Raw genomic sequence first — 5,517 nt, 5'->3', positions numbered from 1 at the left:
TCCTGAAGCTTTAACAACTCCTCCAATCGTAAGGGTATAAGTACCGTTAGCGGGGTAGCTTAAACCATCACCATAGTCATCATTAATTACAAAAGTAAAAGATCTTCCAGCACATAATGTTACAGGTATAGATGCTGAAGCTTGTCCCTCACTATATGTTCCTAAGTCAGCAGAGGCAACAACCCCTCCTAAAGAATCTAAAATTTCCCAACTAGTTTCATTTCCATACCCATCAAAAACAATATCTAATGTTCCAGATACTTCAGTACAGTTTTGTATATAGTTAATGGTTGTTGATCCACCATTAGAAAGTCCAGATTCAGTACCAAAGTTTAAAACTAACTTATTAACTCCAATACCAAGGTTTACATCAGATAATTGAACAGATAATGTACCTTCATTTTGATTTGCAGGAATTATTACTGAGTTAGGAACAGCATAAGAAGCTGCATCAGCATTGGTAGCGTCCATATCTACAGAAACAGTAAAAGTTCTATCAGAATTTGTAATGTTAGCTGTATAAATTGTAAGATCATAAGTAACAGTAGAACCAACTTCTATACCAGTAGAGTAAGAGGGTTTACTAAATGTGATATAATTTGTATTTAAAGGTTCAACTTCGTCTTCACAACTAGTTAAAGAAAAACTAGCAGCAATAGCTAGAAATAATAATTTTACGTTTTTCATAATTATTGAGTTTTATAGTTATTGGTAAAAAAAAAACCACTAACCTTGTTAGGATTAGTGGCTTTTAAAAAAAGTTGTTTATTGGTTTTGATTTGAGATAAATGGATTGTTTTGAATCTCATCTAAAGGAATCTCAAACTGCATTCTCTCATCATTGTATGGTATAGCTTCACCTACGAAAGAAAGATGGTTATCACCTCTTGAAGTTGTAGCTTTAAAGCGTTTCATTGCTAAGAAGCTTTTACCTTCACCCCATAATTCTATACGAGTTTGTAAGTAAATCTCATCTAACAAAGCTTGACCACTCAACGCATCAACATAAGAAGCATCAGGAACTCTCCTTTCTACTAAAGCCTTTAAAGATGTTCTTGCTGCACCTTCATTACCACTCTTAGCATTAGCTTCAGCATTTAATAAGTAAGCTTCTTCAATACGCATGTATACGTAGTCAGCAGTTACAGTTCTTGATGTACCACCAATTTCACTTGAAGCAAAAAACTTAAACAAAGGCTGTAAGTATCTTCCACTAGTTGAAACATTGTAGAATTGACCTTTTCTTGTATCATCATTAGGGATAGCAGCATATAAGTCAGAATCAATAGCTTTATAATCTCCTGCCCAAGCATAACTATATGAGAAAGCATCAATTTGACCCCACCATGATACTAAATCTAGTTCATTTGTTTCTGTAAGATCTACACCCCACATCCAACTTGGAGAGCTATAGTCACTAAAACCGTTAGTAACTTCACCTGAAGCTAACATTGTGTAGTTTCCAGAGTTAATAACCTGTTGAGTTAAAGTAGCTACATCTGTATCTCTACCTCCTTTAGCACCAAGAACATAAGCTAACATCATTCTAGCAACATCTTGGTTAACTTGAACTTTATCAGATCTATTAAACCCGTTTAGTAAAGTGATAGCATCTGTTAAATCTTTTTCCATTTGTGCATATATTTCAGCAGCTGTTGATTTAGGAAGGTTAGATCCAATAGGTTCAAGATATAAAGGTAAAATTTCTTCTGTTGCGTTATATTCTTTTTGGAAATATTGAGTCAAGTAGAAATAAGAGTGTGCTCTCATTACTAAAGCTTGCCCCATTGCATGCTTGTTAAAATCAGTTTCAGGAGTAAAATCATTACCACCTAAAGTTTGAATTACGTTATTAGCAGATCTAACAAGTCTGTAGTAATATCTCCACACCATCCTGTTTCTACCTCTAGTGAAGTCTAAAGGAGCTTGAAATTCAGTGATGTCTGAACGATACCAACCATAGGTACTTACACTTAAAGCCATGTCACCACAAAGCATGTCACCGTAAATATCATAACCTTTTTGACCAAAATCATCATGATTTAAGTTAGTACCTCCTGTACCAGTTTGAAACATTTGGGCATATATACCTGTAATGAAAGCTGCTGGTATTTCTTCGTTTGTTAAAGCCCCTTGCTCTAATTGAGCGTTTGTGAATTCATCAGTAGGTTGTGATTCACCAGAAACTCCATTGTTTTGTAATAATTCATCGCTACAACTAAAAGAGATGCTTAAAGCTGCTGCTAATAAAGTTATATTTAATATTTTTTTCATTTTGTAAATTTTTTAAAATTTAACTCTTACACCCATAGTAATAGTTGTTGCTGGAGCATAAATTCTTCTAGCAGAACTACCATTTTCTCTTACACTAGGGTTAAAACCTTCTCTTGCACTATTTAAGTACAAGTTATCTCCAGATACCCAGATATTGATGTTGTCAATACCAGATTCTCCCATAAACTTACTAGGTACTGTATAACCTACTCTAGCATTGTTTAAAGCAATATAATCCGTACTAGTAATAAATCTAGAAGATTGAGATGTACTGTTTGTTATAAAGTTATCTGTTAAAGCAGGAATGTCAGTAACATCTCCTGGTTGTTGCCATCTGTTAAAAATATCTCTATGGAAGTTATTTCCAGCTGCACCAAAACGATCACTCATTAATTCAGCATACTGACCATCATAAGCGTATCCACCTAAGCTATAAGTAAATTGAGTAGAGAAGTCAAAATTTTTAACTTTACCTGATAATCTAAAAGAACCTCTTAAATCTGGAATAAAAGACTTGTTTAAGTATACCTGAGTTGCATCAGCATAGGTTTTAGTAACTTGTCTTTTAATGTTGGTGTTAGAAGATAACTTTTCATATTCATATAATGAACTTGTAGAAGATGCATCTCCATTTTCAAGAGTTGAAAAATCTCCTTCGCCAGCATCTAAGACACCGTTGTCATTTTTATCATCATAGTATTGATACCACATTGGAGCACCATCAGCAGGATCTACACCAGCCCATTCTCTCATATAAAAGTCAAACATAGATCTTCCTGGAGCATATGCATAGGCACCATCTAAACTAGAGTTCTCATCAATAATTTTTTGCTTACCAGTTGTTGGGTCTAATGGTAATGCAACAAATTCATTGTTTAAAACTTCACCATTAACAGATAAATCTAATTTAAAATCTTGCTTGTTAATAATGTGACCTGTAACATCAAATTCAAAACCTTCGTTTAATAATTCCCCGTCATTTACTAAGATAGAAGAAAAACCTGCAGAAGGACCAACTCTTTGGTTAAAGAAAAGGTTATCTGTGTTTTTTCTATAATAATCAAAATTAGCATCTAAATAGTTACCTAAAGAAGCTTCAATACCTCCTTGTAACATTCTTGAAGTTTCCCAAGTTAAGTCATCTTTACCAGGTGTAGTTTCGAATAACGCTAACCTACCACCAGCAACGTCTGAACCAAATACATTAAATGCATCAGTAGCATCAGCACCATCTTGATCACCAGTAACACCCCAAGAAATTTTAGCTTTTAAGTAAGAAAAGATACTGTTAGACATGAAGTCTTCTTCACTAATTACCCAAGAAGCACCTACAGAACCGAAAACACCCCATTTATCCTTGATGAAACGAGAAGAACCATCAGTTCTTAATGAACCAGTTAAATAATATTTATTTAAGTAGTTGTAATTTACCTGACCAAAGTAAGATTCTATAGCAGAACCATTTTTATAACCGTAAGCAGGACTAGCAGAGATTAAGTAGTTATCTAAGTTTAATAAACCAGGAACAATAACTTCTTGTTTGTTTTGACCAGATTCTTCAAATCTGTATTCAAAAGTTTCATGTGCAACTAAAGCATCGAAACTATGATCTCCAAAAGATTTCTCATAACGTAATAACTGTGTAAATGTTTGAGACCATCTGATACGATCTCTTAAGAATAAATTTCCATTATTATTAGCTCCAGTACCATATACGTGGTTGTCAGCAGAAGCAAATCTATCGAATGAATATTGTCCACCGTATCTAGTTTCAAAAGTGAACTCATCTGATAATTTAAACTTAGCGCTAACATTACCATTTAAGGCATGAGTTTCAGCTCTGTTAATGTCTAAGACAGCAGATCCAATTGGGTTTAATAGGTTCGCATTTGGTCTAGCTCTTGTAAAACCATTGGTAGTACCTGTTGGTGTACCATAATCATACTGAGCACCACCATAAACAGGATCAGGAATTAAATCACCAGTATTAGGGTACCTAGCAAAAACTGGGTAAATTGGAGCCATTTTATCAGCGAATTCAAATAAGTTTTCTGAACCTACTGTTTGTCCGTTGTTGTTAGTTTCTGAATAAGCATATCCCATATTAACACCCACTTCTAACCAGTCTTTGATATCAGAAGTTAAGTTTAATCTAGAAGTAATTCTATTATAATCAGAGTTTATAGAGTATCCAGCATCATCTAAATATCCCATAGAGAAGAAGTATTTAGATTTCTCTGAGCCACCACCTAATCTTAAGTTAGCTTCAGTTCTGATTCCAGTGCCAAAAGCTTCATCAGCATATTTTTCAGGAGTAAATAACCTGTTAACACCTTGTCTTACAGTTCTTGTACTTGGATCAATTAAGTCAGCCGCAGTTGCTGGATGCCACATATTGTTTCCAGCACCAATACCATTATCAGACAATAATAGTCCATTAGCATACGCTACTGGGTCAGCTTGACCTGAACCAACACCTCTGTTGTATAAACCTTCCCATACTAAACCAATATATTTTTCTGGGCTTTGAATAACATCATACCTAGCTATAGACTGGAAGTTAACCCCTGTTTTTACATCAGCTTCAATGTAAGATGATTCAGCAGAAGAAGTTCCAGTTTTAGTAGTAATTAAGATAACACCATTAGCTCCTCTTGACCCATAAATAGCTGTAGCTGTTGCGTCTTTTAAAACAGTAGTACTCTTGATATCAGCAGGGTTAATTGAATTTAAGTTAAATTGGCTACCTAATGCAACACCGTCAATAACGTATAAAGGACTTCTGTTCCCTAAAGGAGAACCATATCCACGAATACGAACTGTACCAACCGTACCCGGTTGACCAGATGTATTAATAACAGTTACACCAGCAACCTCACCCGCTAAAGCTTGAGATACATTTGAAAATGATTTAGCTTCAAGATTTTCTGTATCAATAACAGCAGCTGTACCAGCATAAGCCTTTTTTGTTGTAGTACCATAACCTACAACAACTACTTCTTCTAGTAGGTTGTCAGTTTCTAATACAATATTAACCTGATTTGAAGCACCAACAGTTCTTTCAGTAGTTTTCATACCAACGAAACTGAAAACAAGTATGTCTCCTGTTTTTGCTTGAATAGAATAATTTCCATCAAAATCTGTTTCAGTACCTTGTGTAGTACCCTTTTTTAAAATCGTAACCCCCGGTAATGGACCAGATTCATCTGAAACAGTACCTGAAATCGTTCTCTCTTGTGCAAA

Annotated in this window: 3 protein-coding genes; all 3 read right to left on the bottom strand. The window is 34.7% G+C overall.

From position 1 onward, the window contains the following. Positions 1–687, bottom strand: a 687-nt coding sequence (locus ACN0QX_RS15325; protein WP_417198184.1) for a hypothetical protein, incomplete at its 3' end; no start/stop codon positions are given. 78 nt (positions 688–765) lie between these two features. Continuing rightward, a complete protein-coding gene (locus ACN0QX_RS15320; RefSeq protein WP_417198183.1) occupies positions 766–2,274 on the bottom strand; it encodes a RagB/SusD family nutrient uptake outer membrane protein in 1,509 nt (502 codons plus the stop codon). Positions 2,275–2,286: 12 nt separating this feature from the next. Beyond that, positions 2,287–5,517: SusC/RagA family TonB-linked outer membrane protein (locus tag ACN0QX_RS15315; RefSeq protein WP_417198182.1), on the bottom strand; the 3,231-nt coding region annotated here is incomplete at its 5' end.

It is taken from the genome of Bizionia sp. (assembly GCF_048259285.1).
GTDB lineage: Bacteria > Bacteroidota > Bacteroidia > Flavobacteriales > Flavobacteriaceae > Algorimicrobium > Algorimicrobium hallyeonense.
The sequence above is the reverse complement of the archived record's forward strand: the minus strand, read 5'-3'. Positions and strand labels throughout refer to the sequence as shown.

Bases quoted from the DNA above. Each gene is read 5' to 3' on its own strand.
- ACN0QX_RS15320 (WP_417198183.1), bottom strand. From the start codon at position 2,274: ATGAAAAAAATATTAAATATAACTTTATTAGCAGCAGCTTTAAGCATC.